A 22,786-nucleotide genomic window follows, 5' to 3' on the forward strand; every position below is an offset into this window, starting at 1 on the left:
TTCTCCTGTGCTTCTTTTTTTATTGATTTTTGGTGTCGAGTAAGATGGTTACTGGCCCATCATTTACAAGACTGACTTGCATATCCGCCGCAAACTCTCCTGTTTCAACAATTAACCCATACTCCGTGCGCAGGATTTCATTGAATTCTTCGTAGAGCTTATTTGCAGCTTCAGGACTAGCAGCTCCAGTAAAAGAAGGTCTGTTTCCTTTTTTCGTATCAGCAAACAGCGTAAACTGCGAAACGGATAAAATCTTTCCGCCGACTTGATCAATCGACAGATTCATTTTTCCATTCTCATCGCTGAAGATACGCATTCCAGCAATCTTTCTTGCTAAGTAAGACGCATCATCTCTAGTATCATCAGGCCCTACTCCTACTAGTAACAGAAACCCTTGTTCGATTTCACCAACAACAGTCCCTTCAATCGATACGCTAGCGGACTTCACTCGCTGTAATACAATTCTCATGAACTCCTCCTATGAAATCACACGACGTACACTATATACATCAGGAATTTGTTTGATTTTATCTACAATAAAATCTAATTGTTGCGTATTCATAATTCCGATATTGACAGAAATCGTCGCCATCTTATTCGCATCAACTTTACCATTGACAGAATTTAACGATTTAGTCGTACTGTTGATGACATTCAAGACTTCATTCAACAATCCATTACGGTTGTATCCTTCAACAACCAACTCTGTATCGTATTGTTGACCAGTATTGGCTGTATCTTCCCAATCCACTTCGATTAGACGGTTTTGTTCACTCTCAGGAAGTTGAACGTTAGGACAGTCTTTTCTATGAACTGAAATCCCGCGACCTTTTGTAATATAACCAACGATATCGTCTCCAGGAACTGGATTACAACAACGGCTTAAGCGGATGAGAAGATTGTCCACACCTTCGATGATGACACCACCTTCGTGACGAATTTTCATCTTTTGGCTTTCCTTCTTCAGTCCTTGAGTCGTCGTTTTCTCAAAAGCAGTTTCGACCACTTTTTGATCTTCGATTTCCTTACGCGCTTTGTCCGTCATCTTATTAGCAACGGTTTGGTATGAGATTTCTCCAAAACCAATCGATGCTAGTAGATCTTCTTCTGTTCCAAAGTTGAAACGGGCTGCAATGTCTTTCATGCCCTGTTTCGTCATAAAGTCTTTGAAGTTAAATCCAAGTTCTGTAATTTGTTTTTCAAGTAACTCGCGACCTTTGATAATATTTTCATCACGGTCTTGTAACTTGAAGAAACGTTTGATTTTATTTTTTGCACGAGTCGTATAAACCAGATTAATCCAGTCACGTGAAGGTCCAAATGAATTCGCAGACGTTAATACTTCTACGATATCTCCAGTCTTCAACTGATAGTTCAATGGAACAATCTTATTATTGACTTTTGCACCTACAGTTTTGTTTCCAACTTCAGTATGGATATTATATGCAAAATCAAGTGGCCCTGAACCTAAAGGAAGTTCTGAGACATCTCCTTTTGGTGTAAATACATAGACCTTATCTCCAAAGATGTCTTCCTTCACGCTATTCATGAAGTCTTTGGCATCTTTCGTTTCATTTTGTAGTTCGATTAAGTCTTTGAACCAATCCAATTGTTTTTGTAATGGATCGTTCGTCACTTTTTCTTTATTTCCTTCTTTATATGCCCAGTGAGCCGCAACCCCGTATTCGGCAACTTGGTGCATTTCGAACGTACGGATTTGAATCTCCACAGGACGTCCACCAGGACCAATCACGGTTGTATGGATAGACTGATACATATTCGCCTTTGGAATCGCGATATAATCTTTAAAACGCCCTGGCATTGGTTTCCATTTTGTATGAATCGCCCCAAGAACGGCGTAGCAATCTTTAATACTATCGACTAATACACGAATCGCAAGTAAGTCATAAATCTCGCTAAACTGTTTCTTTTGGTCCTTCATCTTACGGTAGATGGAATAAATATGTTTTGGGCGTCCATAAATAACCGCTTCGATATCTAAGTCTTTTGTAGCTTCTTTAATATTTTCGATTGTTGTATTAATATACTCTTCTCGTTCATCACGTTTTGAATTCATTAAATGAACAATACGATAATATTGCTGTGGGTTTAAATAACGGAGAGACGTATCTTCTAACTCCCACTTAATTTTATTCATCCCAAGACGGTGTGCAAGAGGTGCATAAATCTCAAGTGTTTCTTCTGCAATCATGCGTTGTTTTTCAGGCTTGTGGAATTTCAACGTACGTAAATTATGCAAACGGTCCGCTAGTTTCACCATGATTACACGAAGGTCATTGGCCATCGCAAGAAGCATCTTACGGTGATTTTCCGCTTGTTGCTCTGCATGAGATTTATATTTAATTTTCCCTAGTTTTGTTACACCTTCAACGAGAAATGCAACATCTTTTCCAAATTCATATTCAATATCATCAATACTAAAACCAGTATCTTCGACGACATCATGAAGAAACCCAGTCGCAATCGTGTCTGGATCTAACTTTAATTCAGCAAGAATTCCAGCTACTTGAATGGGATGCACAATATAAGCTTCTCCAGATTTACGAATTTGATCTTTATGAGCATATGTCGCAAAATAGATGGCTTTTTCAATAAATTTAATATGTGTTTCGTTCATGTACTCCTTACACATTGCAAGGACATCATCTGCGGTATAAGTCTTATTTTTAGACATTTGTAAACTCCTTAAGCATTGCGCTCTAATGTATTCCTAATAGTACCGCGACAATAGACTATCGTCAACTATTGGTTCCTATAATAACTCACATTGATATGAAACTGCTGCTAGTGCATATAAAGGTGCTGTTTCAGCGCGTAAAATACGTGGGCCTAGTGAGCAAGGAAGATACCCACTTTGCTCTAATAACTCCACTTCTTGTTCTTCGATGCCACCTTCTGGACCAAAAACAAAAATAATGCGCTCATTTTCCTGTAAGGACTGCAAACTTTTAACGAGTTGAAGGCTTTCTCCAACCTTGGCAGATTCTTCATAAGCAATTAATTTTTGTTCGAAATCACTTGTGTAATTTGCTAACTCTTTTAGTGTCATCACACTTGTTACACATGGGACTTTCAGGCGATGCGATTGTTCACTCGCTTCTTCGGCAATCTTTTGAAGACGTTCAATCTTCTTGTCTGCCTTATCTCCAGTCCATTTAACCACATTCCGTGTCAATGAGAGCGGAATGATTTCACTTACACCAAGTTCAGTTGCCTTTTGAACAATAAAGTCGAGTTTATCTCCTTTAGAGAGTCCCACTGCAATCGTAACTGATACGGGAAGTTCTACTTTTTGCTCCAAAAGTTCAACCACTTTCACTTCAAATGGGTCTAATTCAGTGACTTCAACAATGGCTAATTGACTCGAATCATCCACTACTTCGAATTGTTCTCCCGCTCGAACGCGCATCACTTTCTTCAACTGATGGACTTGGTCTTTTGAGAACACTAATGAATGCGTCGTTTCACTTACGTTTCCTTTTACAAAATACCGTTGCATTACTCAACATCCTTTTTCATTACAAAGCAATTCCACTCTTTCATCGTCATGCGTTCTACTAGAGTGAAGCCTGCTTTTTCATATGCTTCTTGTACTTCTTTTGCTTTTGATTCGATAATTCCTGATAAGATTAATGTTCCATTATCATTCAAATTACGATAAGCATCTTCAGGCATCTGCACTAAAATCTCCGCTAAAATATTCGCTACAATTAAATCACTCTTTTGGTCTACACCAACAAGTAAGTTGTTTTCGTAGACATAGATTGCGCCAATCGTAGGGTTTAATGCGATATTTTCCTTAGCCACTCGTGTAGCCATTTCGTCAATATCAAAAGCCGTCACTTGACCAGCTCCTAAGAGTTTAGAGGCGATACTTAATACTCCAGAACCAGTACCAACGTCTAGCACACTTTCCCCACCACGAATCGTTTGTTCAAGGGCTGTGAGTGAGAGCTGTGTCGTTGGGTGCGTTCCTGTTCCGAATGCAAGTCCTGGATCGAGTTCAATTAGAAGTTCATCTTCTTGTTCTTTCTCGTAGTCTACCCAGCTAGGAACGACTGTTAAGTAACGTGTTACACGTACTGGGAAGTAGTATTGTTTCCAGGCTGTTGCCCAGTCTTCCTCTCCAACTTCACTAACACGAACGGTTAAAGGTCCTGTTTGTAGGCCGTAACTTTCTAGTTCTTTTAATTGTTCGTCTAATTGCGTTTTGGCTTCTTCAGTCCATTGGCTTGGTTGGAAATAGCCCTTCACAATCACGGTATCCGTTTCATATAAGTCTTTTTGTTGTACTTTCAACCATTCTAATTGTTCATCAGTTAATTGATAATAGTCTTGAGGGTCATCAATTGAGACTCCTTTTGATCCTAATTCAATTAAAATCGAACTTACGACTTCGACACTCTCAGAATGCGTATTTACTGTGACTTCTAACCAGTTCATGTTAACCCTCTTCTTTACTTGTATTTTTTAAAAATTATAACAAATTTCATTAAAAATAACTAAAAATAACCCTATCCTATTTGTATTTTTGCATGGATTTTAGTATCATTAAGAAGATAAATTAATTAATGACTATTTGACAGATTAAAAAAGGGGAAAGCAATTATGGCACGTATTTCATTAAGTACAAAAGATATTTTACAAAAACAATTCAAACGCTCATTCAGAGGTTTCGACATTGAAGAAGTCGATGCATTTTTAGATTTAATTATTCGTGATTATGACACATTCCAAAAAGAAATTAGCTTCCTACAAGCTGAAAATGAACGCTTATTAACTAAAGTAGACGAATTATCTCGTCAAGCAACTGTTTCAAAAGCTAACCGTTCAAGCAATGTATCATCTTCAGGTGTAACAAACTTTGATATCTTGAAACGTTTATCAAACTTAGAAAAACACGTTTTCGATTCTAAATTAGAAGAAGACAGCTACTCTTCTCCTTCTCAAGATGTTGCAGAAGACGATGATGATTTCTACAAAACTCGCGTGATTACACCAGTACGCGACAATAATTATTAATATATCAAATTTGATATAACGAACTTTTTTAAATTTAGTAAACTTTGAGTAATCGCGGCATTAATTTGCTGAGGAAAGTCCATGCTCGCACAGGCTGAGATGCTTGTAGTGATCGTGCTTAGCGAAACAATAAGCTAAGGCAACTTTAGGTTGACGGCAGAAAAACGAGCTAAGGCAATGCTATGCTCTAGTATTCTTGAAAGTGCCACAGTGACGAAGCAATTTTGGAAACGGAATTGGTGGAACGCGGTAAACCCCTCGAGCGAGCAACCCAAACTTATGGTAGGGGCACTCTTACTAGGAAATGAACGAAAAAAGAGACACATGATGTGTAGACAGATGATTACTGAAATTTAATAGATCCTGCTATTAAATGGAACAGAACATGGCTTACAGAAGTTTACTTCAGGATTTTAGCGAATTGTAAGGAGTGTGGCCTTGTGTCCACTCCTCTTTTTACGAATAAAGGAGAAATCTATGACAAAATATAAATTAGTAGCGACTGCAGCTGCAGGAATTGAAGCTCTTGTTGGTAAAGAATTACGCAACATGGGTTACGACGTACAAGTAGAAAACGGCAAAGCCTTCTTTGAAGGTGACGATTACGATATTGCTCGTACAAATATTTGGCTTCGTACAGCCGACCGTATCAAAATCATTATGGGACAATTCACTGCAAAAACATTCGACTCGCTCTTTGAGCAAACAAAGGCGATTCCTTGGGAGAAAATTCTTCCAGTTGATGCGGAATTCCCAGTATCTGGTAAATCTGTGAAATCTACTCTTCACAGTGTTCCTAACTGCCAATCCATCGTTAAGAAAGCGATTGTGAATCGTTTAAGCGAGGCTTACCACCGTCGTACTCACTTACCTGAGACAGGTGCCCTCTATCCTATCGAAGTGGCCATTTTAAAAGATGTTGTGACCCTTACGATTGATACAAGTGGAACTAGCCTCTTCAAACGTGGTTACCGTACTGAAAAAGGTGGCGCACCGCTAAAAGAAAACATGGCTGCGGCTCTTGTGATGCTTACAAGCTGGTATCCTGATAAACCGTTCTACGACCCTACTTGTGGTTCTGGTACGATTCCAATTGAAGCGGCTCTTATCGGTAAGAACATTGCTCCTGGTTTGAATCGTTCATTTGCCGCTGAAAAATGGACTTTCTTTACTCCCGGTGTCTTCGATAAAGTCAGAGAAGAAGCTAGAAAAGAAATCCGCACTGAACTTCAACTCGATATTCTTGGTGCCGATATTGATGGTTCTATGATTGAAATTGCGAAGCAAAATGCCATTAAAGCCGGTGTCGCAGACCAAATCGAGTTCAAGCAAATGCAATTGAAAGACTTCCGCACAAAGAAAGAAAATGGAATTATCGTTTCTAACCCACCATACGGAGACCGTCTTCTTTCAGAAGAACAGGCTCAAGCTATCTATAAGCAAATGGGTGAAACTTATGCTCCACTTGAAACTTGGAGTAAGTATATCTTAACGAGCGATTTAACATTCGAAGACCACTATGGTCAAAAAGCAACGAAGAAACGCAAACTCTATAACGGTGCCATCCGTACCGACTACTTCCAATTCTGGGGGGTTAGAAAACGTCGCGTTCAAGAAGACAAATAAATCGCATTTTTGATATAAAACAAAGACTTAAAAACAAGAAATTTAATTTCTTGTTTTAAGTCTTATTTAATTACAATTAAATTCTTAATTCTTTAAATTATGATAATTTTTCAACATATAGGATTTTGTCGTTTTTGACTGCTTTTCTCCAAGTTTTAATCCCACTAAAAGGTGCTATAAATGTAATCCATAAATATACTAAAACATGTTGTAAAATTGTTCTTCCAACTAGATTCCAAAAAGTTCCAAAACGAATATAATTTCTTAAGAAAGTATCAATGAGACCTCCTTGATAACTCCAATATGAATAATGCCAAAATTTAAATGAAAGTACAGTCATTACTGAAGCCAATAATAAAGGAATAATTGACGATTTAGTCATTGAAGCAAAAATAATAATCCAGATAAGGAAAATAAAAAAGCAACATAAGATTTTACGTACTAGATATTTTTTTCGGTATTCCGGAGTTAAATGGTCATTTATTGAGTTCCATAGACTAAATATACTCTTGTCTGTACCATTATCTCCATTCGGTAATACATATTCAATTTCTTCTTTAACTTCATTTTCAATTTTCTCTGTCATTTTAGTTCCTCATTTCTTATATTTTATAAATAACATTGTTTTATAACTTCATTAGGAATAGTATTTAAATCCTCTGTTCCTTTCTCGAACATAAATACAGCTAATTTCCTTAAGATTTTCTCGTTTTGATTTCTTACCCAACGACCATTGCTGTGATCATTCGATTTTTCTAAATTATTTTCGATTAAATTTTTGTATAAATCATATTCAACTTTATATCCATTCGCAGTTAACTCATCAAATCCAATTTTCACTAATTGTTCAACAGTATAATCATCAAAAGTAAATGTATTTGGAATTCGACTTCTTAACCCTTCGTTCATTTCTAAAAATCTTTCCATATCTTTAGTGTATCCTGCAAAGATAATCACTAAATCCTGTCTATGGTCCTCCATGAACTTTAGAATCTCATTAATAGCCTCTATTCCAAAATCGTTATCTCCGCCAGTAGCTAAAGTATATGCTTCATCAATAAATAGTACTCCACCTAAGGCAGATTCAAGAACTTCTCTTGTTTTTTGAGCTGTATGTCCTATATATTGTCCTACTAAATCACTTCTGGATGTTTCAACATATTTATCAGCAGAAATAATTTGATTTTCATACAAAAGTTGTCCCATCAATCTTGCTACAGTAGTTTTTCCTGTACCAGGATTTCCTAGGAATAACGAATGTAATGTAAAACCGGAAACGTTGTATCCCTGATCTTTTCTAATTTTATTCATTTTAGAAATTGCTATAAACTCTTTCACTTCATTTTTTAAGTTATCGAGCCCAATCATCTCTTCCAATTTTTCATTTGCTGTTTTTTCACCAAAAAACTCTGATTGAATTTCTCTTTCGTCAATCAATAATGAACCATCTTCATCTACTATCAAATTATCTTCTTTATCAGTACGTAAAGATAAAATATTTTTTACATCAAATGAAACACCGCGTTCAATTTTTATATCCGGGTTCGACTCAGCACCAATAGCTAATGTTTTCAACTCAACGCAACTTTTTCCATTAACAAAGAAGTTTACGTCACCATTATATTTACCAGCAATAAATAATTCATTTCCGTAAAGACGTGTATTACTTCCAACACTGGCAGTTTGATTAACTAATAATCTACTTTTTAGGAAAATTTTTGAATTTATAGAATGTAATGTCTCAACATTCACAGAATCTATTTCGATATTTGTATTTATAAGTCCTAATGCACAATGGTATTCATTGTCATCATTTAGAAATGAAATAGATGTTCCTGACATACTCCCTTCTGAATCCTTAGAAACGAAAACCTGATGTTCTAAAACGTTTTCACACAGTAAATTAGATTTATTAACATTAAAAATTGAACTATTTACTATTTCTAAACATGGTCCGATTTCAGTTTTAATTTCTGAAGAATCTATTGTGATTGTTGAATTATCACTAATCACACTACCATTGATATGTGATTCAACGGCTTTAAAAGTAGAATGGTGTGAAGAGACACTTATTTCACTTATAAAAACAGAATTTTGTAAAATTAATTCAGAATCTTCTAAAAAGCACAGAGGATACACTTCTCCACCAGTAAATTGATTTTCAACAATTAAATTACTAGTAATAACTTTAGAATTCTCTTTAATAACTAAGGCATTTGATTCCTCACAGATATTAATAATTAGATTATTTAAAACTACATTACAGTTTTTAACTATAATTGCATTTCTAATCTCTGGAAATTCATTCAAGTTATTACTACTAACTTTTCCAATGATGGAGATATCTTTATCAATTAATAAATTAGTTCCTTGAAATACATATCCAGGCTGAATTTCAATAACATCCCCTGATTTAGAAGCATTTATAGCTGCTTCTAAATCCCATGTTGTTCTTTTAGAGAAAAAAGACGAATTATCATTTCCAACTAAAAAATAAGCCATATTTTAACCTCAATCTAATAAAATTTAATATAAATAGGGTAATTCCTATCTGTAGCTTCATTCTATACAGTAGAATTATATATCTCTTATGAAATAATTATATTATTCAAAGCGAATAAAAAAATGAATAATTACGAAGAGATAGCAGTGTTGACACTACCTCACAAAAAGTTCTATTATTTTTGACCATTCTACCCTCTCCTCATAATACATACTTTATTTTTTAACACATTATTCATATTATCACATTTTTTATTCTAAAACAATATCATTTTAATTCATATTTCATTTATAAAAACGAATATCAAACCTAATACTATAATGATATTCTCACATAAAAAAGAAAGAAAAACGCAATGGACAGTTGTCCATTGCGTTTTCATTTATCGATTATTCATTCTTTCCAATGACTTCAAATGTCACGTGATCGATTCCTAAATCACATTTCACTTGGTCTCCTGGAAGGATGCTTGCACGAATGATTTCTTTTGCAAGTGGTGTCTCAATTTCACGTTGGATGTAACGCGCTATTGGACGAGCACCATACACTGGATTATATGCATTATCTGCAATCCAATCTTTTAATTCATCTGTGAAGCTTAGGACGATTTCTTGTTCTTCCACACGAACTGCTAATTGGTTCAACATCTTCGTAATGATACCACGAATATTGTCTTTAGAAAGCGGTGTGAAGAAGATTGTTTCGTCGATACGGTTTAAGAACTCTGGTTTGAATGTTGCTTTTAAAACACCCTCTACTGCCGTACGAGTTTCTTCGTCGATTGTATCGCCTTGTGTTTCAAGCAAGAATTGTGAACCAATATTACTTGTCATAATCATCACTGTATTCTTGAAGTCAACTACTCGTCCTTTAGAATCGGTTAAACGTCCATCGTCTAATACTTGTAACAAGATATTAAATACATCTGGATGTGCTTTTTCAATTTCATCTAATAGAACGATTGTATATGGATTACGACGAACAGCTTCTGTTAATTGGCCCCCTTCTTCATATCCAACATATCCTGGAGGAGCTCCCACTAAACGAGACACTGAATGTTTTTCCATATATTCGCTCATATCGATACGAACCATATGGTCTTCTGAGTCGAATAAATCTTCTGCAAGAGCTTTCGCAAGTTCTGTCTTACCAACCCCTGTAGGTCCAAGGAATAGGAAGCTTCCGATTGGACGGCTAGGATTTTGTAAGCCTGCACGAGAGCGAAGTACTGCTGAAGCTACTTTTTGTACAGCTTCATCTTGACCGATGACACGTTCATGAAGAATATCTTCTAAGTGAAGAAGTTTTTCACGGTCGCCTTCCATAAGTTTTGTTACAGGAATACCTGTCAAGCGTCCCACTACTCGAGCGATTTCTTCAGAAGTTACTGATTCTTGAACGAGACGTTGCGTGCTTTCAGCATTCGCTTTGTTTTGATCTTCTAGTTCTTTCAATTCATGTTCAAGAGCTGGAATACGTCCGTGGCGAAGTTCAGCAGCTTTTTCAAGGTTGTAATCAGCTTCTGCTTGTTCTAATTCGTGTTTAGCACGGTCGATTTCTTCGCGTTTATTACGGATTTTATTGACTTCTTCTTTTTCGATTTCCCATTTCATTTTGAGGTTATTCGCTTTTTCACGTTGTTCTGCTAATTCCTCTTGTAAAATAGCAAGACGTTTTTGAGAAGCGTCATCTTTTTCCATCTTCAACGCTTGTTCTTCGATTTCAAGTTGCATCAAACGACGAGTGACTGCATCGAGTTCTGTTGGCATTGAGTTCATTTCAACGCGAATGGTTGCACAGGCTTCATCGACTAAGTCAATCGCTTTATCTGGCAAGAATCTGTCAGTAATATAACGGTTTGATAAAGTCGCAGCAGCTACTAACGCACTATCGTGAATATTTACACTGTGGTGGATTTCGAAACGTTCTTTCAATCCACGAAGAATTGAAATCGTATCTTCAACAGTTGGTTCTTGCACAAGCACTTTTTGGAAACGACGTTCTAACGCTTTGTCTTTTTCCATGTTTTCACGGTATTCGTCAAGCGTTGTAGCACCAATACAATGTAACTCACCACGAGCCAACATTGGTTTTAGTAAGTTACCAGCATCCATTGAACCTTCTGTCTTACCAGCACCAACGATAGTGTGGATTTCATCGATAAATAAGATGATGCGTCCTTCTGATTTTGTCACTTCTTTAAGAACGGCTTTCAAACGTTCCTCGAATTCACCACGGTATTTTGCCCCCGCGATTAAAGCACCCATATCTAATGAGTAGATTAATTTATCTTTTAAGTTTTCTGGTACGTCTTTTTTAACGATACGTTGAGCTAATCCCTCAACGATTGCTGTTTTACCAACACCAGGTTCCCCGATTAAGACAGGGTTATTTTTTGTTTTACGAGATAAAATACGAATCACATCTCGAATTTCTTCGTCACGTCCAATCACAGGATCTTGTTTACCAGATTGAACGGCTTCATTTAAATTACGCGCATATTTTGATAATGCTTCATATTGTTCTTCTTGATTTTGACTAGTCACACGTTCTCCCCCTCTTAGCTCTTCAATACGAGCTCTCAAATTTTCTTTTGTTACGTGATGTTGTACTAAATAACGAGTCAATGGATGATTTTGTAGTTCCATCAACGCCAGTACAACTACCTCCGTAGATAAGTAATCGTCTTTAAAGCTTTCTCTAATCTTTTCAGCTTCTGTAAAGAGTCGATATAAGTTTTGACTCATACTTTGACCATATTGGACATTTTGTCCTTCTACTACAGAAATACGGTCTAATTCTTTATCAATTAATTCCTCAAATTCTTTGTCATTCACTTGTAGATCACTATATAAATTTCTTGCAAAGTGATTTGGTTCCATAAATACTTTCCATAAATGAGGAATATCAATTTCTTGATGTTTACGGACCATCGCAATTTGTTGCGCTTGGCCTAATGCTTGTTGCATTGTTGTAGTCATTTTTTCAATATTCATCTTCATTCCTCCTTTTGTGGTCTCTTGACCATGATTAAAGTATACACCTTTAGTCAGGAAAGGTCAATAATTTTATTTGACTTTTTTTGACTTTAATAAATATTTAAAAAATCAGCCACAACTGTGACTGATTTCATCATTACATTTCAATTCGAATCGCACGTCTTGCACAGTAATAACCTGCTGCAAGATGCCCATTAGGATCGACTAATAACGGTAAATTCACTGAGTAATAAGACGATAACGGTAATAAGTTCAACACTGGTGCTTTGAAGTTTTCTTCAAGCCACGCTCCTTTGGTATAAGGTCTACCCTCGATTAATTCAGGGCCAAATTCCGCATTGGCGATTTCCAATCCAAACATATTTTCATTCCATAAGGGAGAATTCTCTTCATCTTGAATAAGGGAACGTTGTAATTGATTTCCCCATTTAAACAGACGACGAGTACCACTGCCGCAGCAATACTCCCACTCATCCTCGTTTAAGAGGCCCATCCCTGTACGTTCAATTTCTTTACGAGCCTCTTCATAACCAACAGGGTCCGCCACATAGCAAGCAAAATTGTCAGGATTCTTTAGATCTTGTTGCATAAAGTAACGATCCACACGTACCGCTCTTGGGAAATCTTGGAATAATGCTTCCATCGAGTTATCTGGAGTCACTGCTTCTTCTAAAATCTCAAGCGTTTCGGGTGAAGGTTCCTCGGCTCCTGTTAACTGCCCTGTAACCACTGAATAATTCCCAATAAAGCGTAGTCCTACAAAATTCGGTTTCTTTTCGACTAACATCGCTGGGATATTCACTTTTCTTAAATCTGACGTCATTAAATTAATGCCGTCTTCAACGATTTGCGTGGTCAATTTTTCACTCGATAAGTCTTTTTCTTGAACATCTTGATTGAGGAACATAAAGCCCGTTAGATGTTGATTTAAATAACGTTTAAAGGCAAAACGAAGCTCTTGACGTTCTTCACTACAGTCAAGACCAGAAAGGCCTGACAATCCGCTATCCCAGCCTAAAATAACCTCATTTTGTCCAGGAACGAATACAAACTCTCTTCCATCAATCATGACTTCAAAAGTTTCATTAGTGATTCCACCGAATTCAAATTTGACACTTCTTAGGTTCTCAATGGTCGACATTGGATTTACAAAATATCTTAATACATTTCGAAAGACAACTTCTTTCGATTCACTAGGTAAATTCTTCCACGTTGGATTTAATACGTGTTCAAAAAAATCATTTGCCATACTTTCACCTCGTCTCTATTATACGGTATTCCGTAAAAATTGCACTCTATTTTGACTACTTTTATGCTATAATAATGGCAATTGAAAGGATGTTTAGCATGAATTTATTTATTTTTGGGAATCCGATGTCTGGAAGCCAATCCGGTCAACTGCAAATTAATCAAATTGTGGAAGCCTGCACGAAATGTAGCATCCACTTTAAACTCTTCCAAACACAAAGAGCTGGTGAACTACCTGATCTTCTTGAGAAGCATTTATCAGAAAGAAATGAGCACACTAAAGTCGTCATTATTGGCGGAGACGGAACTCTTAATGAAGCTCTCCATTATTTAAAACAGAATAAAATCGAAGTGCCTCTCTCCTATCTTCCAGCTGGTACTGGAAATGACTTTGCTAGAGAGATGAATCTTACTCATGATGCGGATGTGTTCGTACAAAACTTAAAGAATGCACCTTCTATCGAATTAGAATTCCTTACCTACCATGAACAGAATTCAGGAACATCAGGAATTGCACTGAATTCCGTTGGATTTGGAATCGATGCTGCTATTTGCGAATTAAACCAAAAACAAAGACAAGCTGTTCTTGAATCAAATGGAATCAAAAAGGCATCTTATCTCACACCGATTTTAAAGGCGTTTAGAGAGCGTGAAGAATTTGAAGCGGTAATTACTATCGATAATAACGAAAGCTTCACAGTGACCGAGAATTTGCTTGTAGGAGCATTTAATCATTCCTACTTTGGTGGAGGAATCCGTTTTGTCCCAACTGCCAAGCAAGGAAATCACTCATTTGAAGTCGTCGTTGCTCGTAAAGTGAGTGGGTTTACGATTGTTAAAGCTTTTCCTTTTATTTTGACGAACGGTAGTCATTTTAAGCACTTCCCTAATCACTTACAAAAGTATCAGTGTACTGCGGCTCGTATTCAAATTAACGGACCCATTAAATCACAAACCGATGGCGAATTTACCAAATATGGTAATGTAGATATCAAAATTCAATTGGATTCTTATCCATTTATTCTTACAAGACAAAATTAAAAAGGCGAATGTTATTACACATTCGCCTTTTCTTTATCTTTTGAAAAGTTTTTTGAAACTGATAATCGGCTCAGTTCTCACGATTTTCTCGTTTCCAATAAATTCTCGCATCACTTTTAGGGTGCGCCCAGAATCTTTGGAGACAAATTGGAAAGTTTTAGAAGAATTCGTATCAATGTAATACGCACGAATAAACTTCCCTTTAAACATTACATGAGCTCTTACCAGCTTAATTTCTTCCCAAGGAATTTGAAGATAGCTTTCTGGATTCTGATGATTGTAAAATTCAAAAGCACGGTCTCCAATTAGAATATCCCCATTGGTATATCCAAAGCCCCCATTGAATAGGTTTGCTTTTGTTTTATAAATGGCTTTTGTATTTAACGATACAACCATAATCTACTCTCCAGTCCTCTTTATTAAGGAGCCATTACTCCTGTTAATCCAGCTAAAATACCTAATGCAAATAGCCCAAAGATAATGTAAATTGGTTTTACATTTTTCTTCAATAACCACATTACGAAGAATGTTAATAGTAATGCAGCTAATCCTGGAATCAACTTGTTTAGGTTGTCTTGAAGAGTTGTCACAGCTTCTGGTGATAATGTTTTACCACCTAATAATTTAGTAACAATATCTCCTAATTGACCTCCAGTAACAACGTCATCTGCTCCAGGTAATTGAATATATTGCTCTGGTTTCAATTCTACTCTCGTTAATACAAGTGGGAATTTCATACTTGTCCAACGTTGTACTAAGATCCCCATTACAAACATCCCCACGATTGAAGATACTTTTGTAATAGATTGTAAAATACCACCTGATAAGTCTTTTGTGATTTCAGAACCTTGACGGTATCCTAATTCTTGTGTAGACCACATGAATGCGATACGGATTAAGTTCCAAACGATGAAGAAGAACAATGGTCCAATGATAGAACCTGTTGCAGCTAACCCTGCAGCAATCGCTCCTAAAATAGGACGAATTGTAAACCAGAATACTGGGTCACCGATACCTGCTAGAGGTCCCATCATCCCCACTTTGACCCCTTGAATCGTTGCATCATCGATTGGTGCACCATTTGCACGGTCTTCTTCAAGTGCTAATGTTACCCCTAAAATTGGTGAAGCGATATATGGGTGTGTATTAAAGAATTCTAAGTGACGTTTTAACGCTGCTTTTGAGTCTTCTGGATTTGGATATAATTTTTTCAATGCTGGAATAAGCGAGAATGCCCAACCACCATTTTGCATACGTTCATAGTTCCAAGAACCTTGTAAGAATTGTGAACGTAGCATAACGCTTAAGCGGTCTTTTTTAGTTAAAGATACTTTTTTCTCTGTCATGTCATTCACTCTCCTTAATAATCATTTAAAATGTCACCAAGTGGGTCTCCTGAACCAGAATTTCCACCAGTTGAACCATTTCCACTGTTGTTTGATAAGTTTAAATAAATAAATGCTAAGCTTAGTGCAATAACCCCTGTAGCAATTAAAGTTAATTCGTTTAATGGAGCAATTGCAAAACCGATGAAGAAGAATGGCCATGTTTCTTTTGAAGCCATTAAGTTAATAACCATCGCTAACCCTACAGCTACAACCATGTTACCACCAATTGTCATACCGTTTGCAAACCACTCTGGGATTAATTTTAAGTATCCTTGAACCACTTCTGAAGAAACGAATAGAAGTGCTCCTGCTGGAATCATAATACGTAATCCTTGCATTGATAATGATACATAGTGCCAGAATGCTACGCCTCGGAAGTCTCCATTTTCAGCTGCAGCATCTGCTCTGTGAACTAAACCAACTGCTAATGTACGTACAACCATTGTTAATACAAGACCAACTGTTGCTAAAGTAATTGCAGTACCAATCGCTAAGTTACGACCAGCATCAGAGAAGTCATTCCCTTTGATATAAATAATCGCTGAAGCAACTGATGCTAAGGCAGCATCTGGTGCAACTGCGGCCCCAACGTTAGCCCAAGCAAGTGCGATAATTTGTAATGAACCGCCAAGAATAATTGCTTCGGAAAGATGTCCTGTTGCAAGTCCGATTAATGTACACGCAATAATTGGTTGATGGAATTGGAATGCGTCTAAGATTCCTTCCAAACCAGCTAAGAATGCGACAATTAGGACTAAAATAATTTGAATTGCATTAAAATCCATAATAATCTCCTATCTGTATGTTATAGTTTTAAGCCTTCATTAGACTTTGCTTCAATTAATTTAAAGATATCCGCAGGAGTATCAGAAACTACTTTACGAACATCCATCTTCACGCCTAAGTCGCGAAGTTTCTTAAAAGTTTCTACATCATCTTGGTCAACAGATAATGCATTACTAATTTGAACTTTACCGACTGAGTGCGCCATTGAACCAATATTCAAATCATCAATTTTCACACCTTGTTCAATCACTTCAAGTGCTTCTTGAGGTGTTTCGAATAATAATAATGCCTTTGTATCCCCAAAACGTGGATCATTATATACTTCCACTAATTTCTTAAGTGGAATCACGTGCGCACGAACTCCTGGTGGAGCTGCTTGCTCGATTAATTTCTTACGTAAATCATCTTTTGCAACTTTATCAGAAACAACGATGATACGATTTGGATTTGTTGCCTTTGTCCAGCTTGTTGCTACTTGTCCATGTAAAAGACGAGTATCCACACGCGCTAACACAAATTTAATCTTGCCATCTCCGATGACAGTTCCTTCTGGAATTGCACCATTTGAAACTGTAGCAGCAGATTCTGCTTTCTCCTCTTTCTTCTCTTCTGGTTGAAGTGATTCAGGACGAATCTTCACACCTTCAATAGCTGTTGGTGCAATCGCTTTTGCAATCTCATGTGATGTATTCATTGAGAAACGACTTGCGTACGCTTCAATTAACATCGGCAAGCTTAAACCAGCTACGATTGCACGGTGGTCTGGGTCTTCTTCAAACAAGATGTTTGCTTGGTTGAATGGACTACCACCCCATAAGTCTACTAGAAATAGAATTTCTTCAGTCTCTAGCTTTTCAACTGCTTCACGCAGTTTTCTTTGTAAGTCTTCAGGTCCTTCACTAGGCATAAAAACAACAGATTCAACTTTTTCTTGATTCCCGAAAATCATTGAACCTGATTGCTTAATTCCATCAGCAAATTCGCCGTGACTTGCAATGATAATTCCTACCATAAAGCTACCTCCTTTATTTAAATTAAATCGCTTTTATGATTTAGTCTATTTTACCATAACCACACACTCACTTAAAGAAATCTTAACTTTTAAATTGTTTTTTATCGGTTCCAAATCCTAATAAACGAAGAAAAAAAGCTAATCCCTGAGAACTAGCTTTCTTTAACTCTTTATCTATATTGAGGACGACTATACCCGATAATATATCGAGCAATCAATCTATGTGATTTACGAACGACTTTTGATTCATCATAATTACGATCACTTGTATTTCCTTCAATCGTAATCACTTTGTCGCCTTCAACTTTTTCAACAATTGCAATATGGTCGGCTACACCGTCAATGTTCCAGTCAAATGTAATCACATCTCCTGGATGAGGATTTGGTTTTCAAATCAAAAAACATATTTAATGATGTAGTTTATTTCCGTTATCATCGAGATAGAATGTAAATCCTTCTCCGATAACTTGGTTCACGTCTGTAATAATTACAAATGCTTCTGGATCATACTCGTGAATAATTCGTTGAACTGGCATCAATTGTTGACGACTGACAACAACGTATAACACTTGTCTCTTCTCTTTTGAGTAAAAGCCGTGTCCATCCAACACCGTAATTCCACGATCTAAATCCGTTTGGATTCGCTGTCCAATTTCATCATATTTATCCGAAATAATCATAATCGCTTTTCGTGGATTAAAACCTTCTAGAATAAAGTTAATCACTTTACTTGCGATAAATAACATGATTAATGTCAGAACTGCTTTTTCAAAACCAATCACAAACGCAAGTGGTGTCACGATAATGAAGTCAATCATCAGTAATGAAGAAGAAACGCTCCACCCTAAATATTTATGCATCATCATCGCAATAATATCCGTACCAGCTGTTGTTCCTTTCCCAAGAATAACAAGACCTAATGCTATTCCGACCAATACTCCAGCTGCCACACCAGCAACAACTAGGTTTTCTGGAACGAATACAGGCCAGTCCTGTGTCACTTTTAAGAAAGTTGGTAATTCAAAAACCGCTAAAACAGTATATACCATTGTTTTTCTTTCAAGATAACGATATCCAATCAGTAATAAAAATCCATTCAAAATTAAGTTTGATAAGGCTGGATCAATTTGTAATGTATAGTACCCTAATAAGGTTAACCCTGTAATACCGCCTTCTCCAAAGTGGTTAGCAATTACAAGTGCATTAATTGTATACGAAAATATAAAACAGCCTAATGAAACCAGGATGAAGGATTTTAATGTGTCTTTGTTTAAATATTTCTCCAATTAAATCCCTCCTTATTCTGGCTCCCTATGGAATCGACCATAGAAGTTTTCAGTACTAATTTGATTAATAATCGCACGCGGATCAGCTTCTTTAATGACGGCAACTGCATCAATCACTTCATAAGAAGATAACACTGTATGCAGCAAATACATTCTTTCGCGACTAAATCCACCGATTGCTTCAACACATGAAATCCCATGACGCACTGTCTTTAAATAGGCATCCATGACGTCTTCACCATAACGCGTTGTAATTTGCAACGTAACTTTATGATAACGTTGATGGAAGGTGCTAATCACTTTTGTTGAAATATATTGGAAGATAATCGAATATCCCGCATGTTTCCAGCCAAATAACGCACCGAATATTAATAGTAATGCTGTATTAAATAAGAAGACTTCTTGCCAAATCGTTTTCCCATTACGGTTCGAAACGTATAAAGCCACAAAGTCCATCCCACCGGTAGAAGCATTTCCCTTCAAGGCCAGTGAAACATATAAACCATTTAATACCCCACCGAAAATCACGTTCAGCATTGTATCATCCACAAATAACGGCTCAAAATTCAATACTCGAATAAAGAAACTTCCCACAAATACTTGTAGAATCGAATAAAACGTGAATCGTGGACTGATTCCGCGGTAACATAAAATTGCAACTGGAATATTAAGCATAATCAGTAACATTGAGATTGATAATTCTACCCCAAAGAGTTCTGCGATTTGATTCATTAAAATCGATACTCCAAGGAACCCACTAGACAATAGATTCGATGGTTGAATAAAAACTTTCAGTGTAAACGCCTGTAGAAAACCAGAAATGACAACGGCTAAGAGTGATAATACATGCCTAATCATTTTGTTTTTACGGTATTTACGATATGAAGATGGGTTTAAAAAACTCATGCATGATCACCCACTTTGAAACAATATTGGATGCCGTTTGCTGTTGGTACTTTTAGCACAGCATCATAATAATGAAACGGCACTTTTTTAGATTCCAAATTTAACACCAAATTTTCTAATTCTCGCATATTTGGAACACGCCATTCGATTTCAGAAACCCCATAAAAATCTTGATGTGAATGAGGAATGAACTCCCAAGCATTAATCGCTAGTGAGTATCCATCTCGATTCACTTTAAAATTCTTACGACGAGTCACATAATCATAGGTAGTCTTGAATAAAAACGCTTCGGTTAAAAACGCTCCCGTTTCTTCAACATCGGACACATTATAGTGCACTTGTGCGATACTAGCGGTTGGTGGAAATTCTTCTGCCATCGCATCGACCCCATCGATAAACTCATGAAGCGAACGATTCATTTCTGTCCCTTCAAGATATTCATCAACGAGTTCAGAACCACTTTCGCTTTCAATCATAAACTTCAAGCGATTCCCTTCAGGATCTAAGATATAAAAGTTATCCGTGTAGCCATCAAAACCTGTCGCAGTGATTGTTTGTTCTTCTAAAATCAATCGATTAATTAACTCGCCCATTTGGAATGGTTTTGTTAACTTAAATCCGATGTAGTATGTTGTAAGAATTGAATCTCTACTTCCTTTACCTTGAACTAAGCGAAGCAAAGGAACGCTACCCCTACTGTGACCAATAAGGATTTCGTTATCAAAGTCCTGCAGTACAACAAGACCTAAAACTTGCGTATAAAATTTCTTCATCACTGAAAGATTACGCACCGTTATCGTTACAAGAGAAATCGTCCACTCTTTTTTAGATTGTGGTACAAGCGCATCTTTCACTAACTGTAATAGATTTCGCATTTTCCTTTTCCTTTACTAAAAAAGTGGGGGAGGACTTAAAGGATGTTCCTCACCCACTCCGTTAATTTTTATCCTTCAAAAGCCACTGTTAAAGGTGGGACAACTTGTTTCTTACGAGAAACAACTCCTGGTAGTGTTAGTACACCGTCTGTGTAGCTTGCGTTAAACGCTTGAGCCACTTTATCTAAATGGTCACCAACAACTAATACTGTTGAGACGCTTGTTAAGATGTTTGTAATGACAAATACAAATGTAGCATATCCGTTTTTATCGTTTGCAACACGCATGCTTTCTTCTAATGCATCGCGACGTGCTAACAATTCTTCAGGATCCACTACGTTCACTTGCGCAATACGTAAGTTTGCTCCTCCCATTGGGAATGATTTCGCATCTAAGTCGATTAAATCATCTTCAGATTTATTTCCTAAGTTTGTACCAGCTTTTAGCATTTCTAAACCATATACATTCACATCGATTTCAGCAATGTTTGCTAAGTCTGTTGCTGCTTCGATATCTTGTTGTGTGCATGTTGGTGATTTGAATAATAATGTGTCTGATACAATGGCTGAGACCATTAATCCAGCGATATCTTTTGGAATATCTACTCCATATTCTTTGTACATTTTGTATAGAATTGTATTTGTACATCCTACTGGTTCTGCACGGTAGAATAATGGGTTTGCTGTTTGGAAGTTTGCGATACGGTGGTGATCCACAACATATTCTACTTCCACTTTTTCAACTCCTGTAGCACTTTGTTGAACTTCATTGTGGTCTACTAATGCTACACGATTTGTTTCTTCTGAAACATCTCCAATCACGCGTGGAGCTTCTTTTTTGAAATATTCTAAAGCGTATTGTGTTTCTTCATTTGGAGTCCCTAGGGCAACTGCTTCTGCATCTTCTCCTAAATGACGTAATAAGTAAGCATATGAAATTGCTGATGTAATTGCGTCTGTATCTGGATTTTGATGTCCGAAAACTAATAATTTACTCATAATTTGGCCTCTCTCTATATAAATTTACATTGACAATTTTAACATAATTATCACTTAAAACCAATAGATAATGCATTATTTCTAAGATTTCTAAAAAAAAAGAACTGTTATAGCTTTTAAACTATAACAGTTCATTCATTATGCATTTAAATAACCTTTATATTCGTCTGTTCTTAAAATACGACGAGCATTGTCCACACGTTCTTGTGTTGGTGGTTCAATATGGTCTAATTTATATGGAATTCCTAAGTTCTTCCATTTATACACACCCAATTTGTGATAAGGTAAAATTTCAAACTTCAATACGTTCTTCAATTTACTTACAAACTCACTTAATCGGATGAGATATTCATCATAATCTGAACGTTCTGGAACTAACACGTGGCGAATCCATACTGGTTGTCCTTTATCTGATAAATACTCTGCTAGTTGAAGAATATTTTTATTCGTCCATCCTGTTAATTTCTTATGTTGTTCATCATCAATATGTTTAATATCTAATAAAATAAGATCCGTATATTCTAATAGCTCTTCGAATTTTGAGAAGAATGGTTCGTCATACGTAAATGGCATTCCACAACTATCTAATGTTGTGTGTACTCCAGCTTTCTTACAGCGTTTAAAGAAATCGATTAAGAAATCAATTTGCAATAAAGGCTCTCCTCCGCTGACAGTTACGCCACCTTTACGTCCCCAGAATGCACGATATTGCAACGCTTGATCGAGTAATTCTTGAGAAGTAATCGGATGACCGCCCCCAATATTCCAAGTATCTGGGTTATGACAAAACTCACAACGCATACGACAACCTTGCATGAAGGTTACAAAACGGATACCTGGTCCGTCTACAGAACCAAAACTCTCTGTAGAATGAATATATCCAGTTACTGGTTCACTCATCATTATTCCTCCTATCTTTTCTCTTCTAGTATATCACAATTCGTGCCTTTTAGGGCCATTTCGATTAAAAAACGGATGGACGATTTTGCCCATCCGTTTTCTTAATTTCAGCAATTTTGCGAGTCAACCTCACACTTTTGCGTAATCCGGTTCGGTCTCCTTAGAACAGTCGACC

Annotated in this window: 20 protein-coding genes, 1 other RNA gene and 1 pseudogene; 4 read left to right on the top strand and 18 right to left on the bottom strand. The window is 36.6% G+C overall.

Going from position 1 to position 22,786, the window contains the following annotated elements; translation table 11 throughout:
* Positions 1–19: 19 nt before the first annotated feature.
* From dtd to prmA, 4 genes are all read right to left on the bottom strand, one after another.
* Entirely contained in the window at positions 20–469 is a 450-nt protein-coding gene (dtd, locus tag O3798_RS01635) for a D-aminoacyl-tRNA deacylase (protein ID WP_285252033.1), read from the bottom strand.
* 9 nt (positions 470–478) lie between these two features.
* Positions 479–2,695, bottom strand: coding sequence for a bifunctional (p)ppGpp synthetase/guanosine-3',5'-bis(diphosphate) 3'-pyrophosphohydrolase (locus tag O3798_RS01640; RefSeq protein ID WP_371462762.1), 2,217 nt, complete (start codon positions 2,693–2,695; stop codon positions 479–481).
* Between the two features lie 78 nt (positions 2,696–2,773).
* Complete coding sequence (locus tag O3798_RS01645) at positions 2,774–3,520, bottom strand: 16S rRNA (uracil(1498)-N(3))-methyltransferase (RefSeq protein ID WP_371462764.1); 747 nt, start codon at positions 3,518–3,520, stop codon at positions 2,774–2,776.
* Positions 3,520–4,464 (bottom strand): 50S ribosomal protein L11 methyltransferase, encoded by a 945-nt coding sequence (gene prmA / locus O3798_RS01650; RefSeq protein ID WP_175814809.1) that lies wholly within the window; start codon positions 4,462–4,464, stop codon positions 3,520–3,522. Before prmA ends, O3798_RS01645 begins: the two co-directional genes overlap by 1 nt.
* 165 nt (positions 4,465–4,629) lie before the next feature.
* On the opposite strand from prmA, the gene gpsB reads away from it, so the two are divergent.
* The 3 genes from gpsB (at position 4,630) to O3798_RS01665 (ending at position 6,669) form a co-directional block, all read left to right on the top strand.
* The gene (gpsB, locus tag O3798_RS01655) at positions 4,630–5,043 is read left to right on the top strand and encodes a cell division regulator GpsB (protein WP_285252489.1); all 414 of its coding nucleotides are present in this window, start codon (positions 4,630–4,632) and stop codon (positions 5,041–5,043) included.
* Positions 5,044–5,083: 40 nt separating this feature from the next.
* Positions 5,084–5,441, top strand: an RNA gene (rnpB, locus tag O3798_RS01660) — RNase P RNA component class B.
* Between the two features lie 79 nt (positions 5,442–5,520).
* Complete coding sequence (locus O3798_RS01665; protein WP_371462767.1) at positions 5,521–6,669, top strand: class I SAM-dependent RNA methyltransferase; 1,149 nt, start codon at positions 5,521–5,523, stop codon at positions 6,667–6,669.
* Positions 6,670–6,766: 97 nt separating this feature from the next.
* Here the strand turns inward: O3798_RS01665 and O3798_RS01670 are convergent, their stop codons facing one another.
* The 4 genes from O3798_RS01670 to O3798_RS01685 all read right to left on the bottom strand — a co-directional run bounded on the left by O3798_RS01670 (position 6,767) and on the right by O3798_RS01685 (position 13,420).
* Positions 6,767–7,255 (bottom strand): hypothetical protein, encoded by a 489-nt coding sequence (locus O3798_RS01670; protein ID WP_371462768.1) that lies wholly within the window; start codon positions 7,253–7,255, stop codon positions 6,767–6,769.
* A 23-nt stretch (positions 7,256–7,278) separates the two neighbouring features.
* Entirely contained in the window at positions 7,279–9,171 is a 1,893-nt protein-coding gene (locus O3798_RS01675) for an AAA family ATPase (RefSeq protein ID WP_371462770.1), read from the bottom strand.
* Between the two features lie 390 nt (positions 9,172–9,561).
* Positions 9,562–12,168, bottom strand: coding sequence for an ATP-dependent chaperone ClpB (gene clpB, locus O3798_RS01680; protein ID WP_371462772.1), 2,607 nt, complete (start codon positions 12,166–12,168; stop codon positions 9,562–9,564).
* 139 nt (positions 12,169–12,307) lie between these two features.
* Entirely contained in the window at positions 12,308–13,420 is a 1,113-nt protein-coding gene (locus O3798_RS01685) for a hypothetical protein (protein ID WP_371462774.1), read from the bottom strand.
* A 98-nt stretch (positions 13,421–13,518) separates the two neighbouring features.
* Here O3798_RS01685 and O3798_RS01690 point away from each other — a divergent pair, with 98 nt between their 5' ends.
* Positions 13,519–14,460 carry a diacylglycerol kinase family protein gene (locus tag O3798_RS01690; RefSeq protein WP_371462776.1) on the top strand — a complete coding sequence of 314 codons (942 nt, stop codon included), beginning with the start codon at positions 13,519–13,521 and terminating at the stop codon, positions 14,458–14,460.
* 33 nt (positions 14,461–14,493) lie between these two features.
* On the opposite strand, the gene O3798_RS01695 is transcribed toward O3798_RS01690, so the two are convergent.
* From O3798_RS01695 to pflA, 10 genes and pseudogenes are all read right to left on the bottom strand, one after another.
* Positions 14,494–14,856 carry a DUF956 family protein gene (locus tag O3798_RS01695; RefSeq protein ID WP_048710435.1) on the bottom strand — a complete coding sequence of 121 codons (363 nt, stop codon included), beginning with the start codon at positions 14,854–14,856 and terminating at the stop codon, positions 14,494–14,496.
* Positions 14,857–14,879: 23 nt separating this feature from the next.
* Positions 14,880–15,806, bottom strand: coding sequence for a PTS system mannose/fructose/sorbose family transporter subunit IID (locus O3798_RS01700; RefSeq protein WP_371462780.1), 927 nt, complete (start codon positions 15,804–15,806; stop codon positions 14,880–14,882).
* A gap of 14 nt (positions 15,807–15,820) precedes the next feature.
* Complete coding sequence (locus O3798_RS01705) at positions 15,821–16,636, bottom strand: PTS mannose/fructose/sorbose transporter subunit IIC (RefSeq protein WP_371462906.1); 816 nt, start codon at positions 16,634–16,636, stop codon at positions 15,821–15,823.
* A 17-nt stretch (positions 16,637–16,653) separates the two neighbouring features.
* The gene (locus O3798_RS01710) at positions 16,654–17,646 is read right to left on the bottom strand and encodes a mannose/fructose/sorbose PTS transporter subunit IIB (RefSeq protein WP_371462782.1); all 993 of its coding nucleotides are present in this window, start codon (positions 17,644–17,646) and stop codon (positions 16,654–16,656) included.
* Positions 17,647–17,816: 170 nt separating this feature from the next.
* Positions 17,817–18,017 (bottom strand): annotated as a pseudogene (locus O3798_RS01715) (CHAP domain-containing protein); the annotation flags it as partial.
* A 36-nt stretch (positions 18,018–18,053) separates the two neighbouring features.
* Positions 18,054–18,932 (bottom strand): YitT family protein, encoded by an 879-nt coding sequence (locus O3798_RS01720; protein ID WP_371462784.1) that lies wholly within the window; start codon positions 18,930–18,932, stop codon positions 18,054–18,056.
* Positions 18,933–18,944: 12 nt separating this feature from the next.
* Positions 18,945–19,838: a YitT family protein gene (locus O3798_RS01725; protein WP_371444984.1), complete on the bottom strand. Its 894-nt coding sequence runs from the start codon at positions 19,836–19,838 to the stop codon at positions 18,945–18,947.
* Positions 19,835–20,713, bottom strand: a complete 879-nt coding sequence (locus tag O3798_RS01730; RefSeq protein ID WP_371444986.1) for a VOC family protein — start codon at positions 20,711–20,713, stop codon at positions 19,835–19,837. Before O3798_RS01730 ends, O3798_RS01725 begins: the two co-directional genes overlap by 4 nt.
* 68 nt (positions 20,714–20,781) lie before the next feature.
* A complete protein-coding gene (locus tag O3798_RS01735) occupies positions 20,782–21,711 on the bottom strand; it encodes a manganese-dependent inorganic pyrophosphatase (RefSeq protein ID WP_371462789.1) in 930 nt (309 codons plus the stop codon).
* A 138-nt stretch (positions 21,712–21,849) separates the two neighbouring features.
* The gene (gene pflA / locus O3798_RS01740; RefSeq protein WP_048710461.1) at positions 21,850–22,611 is read right to left on the bottom strand and encodes a pyruvate formate-lyase-activating protein; all 762 of its coding nucleotides are present in this window, start codon (positions 22,609–22,611) and stop codon (positions 21,850–21,852) included.
* Positions 22,612–22,786: the final 175 nt, after the last annotated feature.

The sequence above is a fragment of the Granulicatella sp. 20925_1_45 genome, assembly GCF_041433555.1.
GTDB lineage: Bacteria > Bacillota > Bacilli > Lactobacillales > Aerococcaceae > Granulicatella.

What these genes read in the sequence shown, in the direction of transcription:
- clpB (WP_371462772.1), bottom strand. Translation starts at nt 12,168, where the DNA reads ATGAATATTGAAAAAATGACTACAACAATGCAACAAGCATTAGGCCAA.
- O3798_RS01645 (WP_371462764.1), bottom strand. Translation starts at nt 3,520, where the DNA reads ATGCAACGGTATTTTGTAAAAGGAAACGTAAGTGAAACGACGCATTCA.
- pflA (WP_048710461.1), bottom strand. Translation starts at nt 22,611, where the DNA reads ATGAGTGAACCAGTAACTGGATATATTCATTCTACAGAGAGTTTTGGT.
- O3798_RS01640 (WP_371462762.1), bottom strand. Translation starts at nt 2,695, where the DNA reads ATGTCTAAAAATAAGACTTATACCGCAGATGATGTCCTTGCAATGTGT.
- O3798_RS01675 (WP_371462770.1), bottom strand. Translation starts at nt 9,171, where the DNA reads ATGGCTTATTTTTTAGTTGGAAATGATAATTCGTCTTTTTTCTCTAAA.
- O3798_RS01695 (WP_048710435.1), bottom strand. Translation starts at nt 14,856, where the DNA reads ATGGTTGTATCGTTAAATACAAAAGCCATTTATAAAACAAAAGCAAAC.
- O3798_RS01665 (WP_371462767.1), top strand. Translation starts at nt 5,521, where the DNA reads ATGACAAAATATAAATTAGTAGCGACTGCAGCTGCAGGAATTGAAGCT.
- gpsB (WP_285252489.1), top strand. Translation starts at nt 4,630, where the DNA reads ATGGCACGTATTTCATTAAGTACAAAAGATATTTTACAAAAACAATTC.
- O3798_RS01735 (WP_371462789.1), bottom strand. Translation starts at nt 21,711, where the DNA reads ATGAGTAAATTATTAGTTTTCGGACATCAAAATCCAGATACAGACGCA.
- O3798_RS01700 (WP_371462780.1), bottom strand. Translation starts at nt 15,806, where the DNA reads ATGACAGAGAAAAAAGTATCTTTAACTAAAAAAGACCGCTTAAGCGTT.
- dtd (WP_285252033.1), bottom strand. Translation starts at nt 469, where the DNA reads ATGAGAATTGTATTACAGCGAGTGAAGTCCGCTAGCGTATCGATTGAA.
- O3798_RS01710 (WP_371462782.1), bottom strand. Translation starts at nt 17,646, where the DNA reads ATGGTAGGAATTATCATTGCAAGTCACGGCGAATTTGCTGATGGAATT.
- O3798_RS01690 (WP_371462776.1), top strand. Translation starts at nt 13,519, where the DNA reads ATGAATTTATTTATTTTTGGGAATCCGATGTCTGGAAGCCAATCCGGT.
- O3798_RS01725 (WP_371444984.1), bottom strand. Translation starts at nt 19,838, where the DNA reads ATGAGTTTTTTAAACCCATCTTCATATCGTAAATACCGTAAAAACAAA.
- prmA (WP_175814809.1), bottom strand. Translation starts at nt 4,464, where the DNA reads ATGAACTGGTTAGAAGTCACAGTAAATACGCATTCTGAGAGTGTCGAA.
- O3798_RS01670 (WP_371462768.1), bottom strand. Translation starts at nt 7,255, where the DNA reads ATGACAGAGAAAATTGAAAATGAAGTTAAAGAAGAAATTGAATATGTA.
- O3798_RS01730 (WP_371444986.1), bottom strand. Translation starts at nt 20,713, where the DNA reads ATGCGAAATCTATTACAGTTAGTGAAAGATGCGCTTGTACCACAATCT.
- O3798_RS01685 (WP_371462774.1), bottom strand. Translation starts at nt 13,420, where the DNA reads ATGGCAAATGATTTTTTTGAACACGTATTAAATCCAACGTGGAAGAAT.